The sequence below is a fragment of the Oleiphilus sp. HI0123 genome (genome assembly GCF_001635315.1).
Genome location: NZ_LWGE01000805.1, coordinates 1 through 431, shown reverse-complemented (window position 1 = coordinate 431; position 431 = coordinate 1). Strand labels below are relative to the sequence as shown.

At 49.2% G+C, this 431-nt stretch carries 1 pseudogene; it reads right to left on the bottom strand.

The features are described 5' to 3' along the window. Positions 1-431: pseudogene (locus A3761_RS07020) on the bottom strand (3-methylcrotonyl-CoA carboxylase); the annotation flags it as partial.

The window sequence follows — 431 nt, the reverse complement described above, 5'->3', positions numbered from 1 at the left end:
CTTCAACAGCACGGATCAAACGACGTCTCGCTTCTTCACGGTTTGCGCCATAGGCAATAATCTTGGCTAACATTGGGTCATAGAAAGGCGAGACGGTTTGGCCGGTTATAATGCCATCATCGATACGTAAACCGTCACCTTGAGCTGGCTCCCAAAGGTGGACCGGGCCCGTTTGAGGTAAAAACTGATTTGCAGGGTCTTCAGCATAGAGGCGAACTTCCATGGCATGTCCATTAAGTTCGATTTGATCCTGAGTCTTGGGCAATACTTGACCTGACGCTACATTGAGCTGCCAGGCTACCAAGTCAGTACCGGTAATCAGCTCTGTCACCGGGTGCTCTACCTGTAAACGGGTATTCATTTCCAGGAAGTAGAAGTTCTTATCTGAGTCGACCAAGAATTCAACCGTCCCTGCACCGACGTAATTGCAA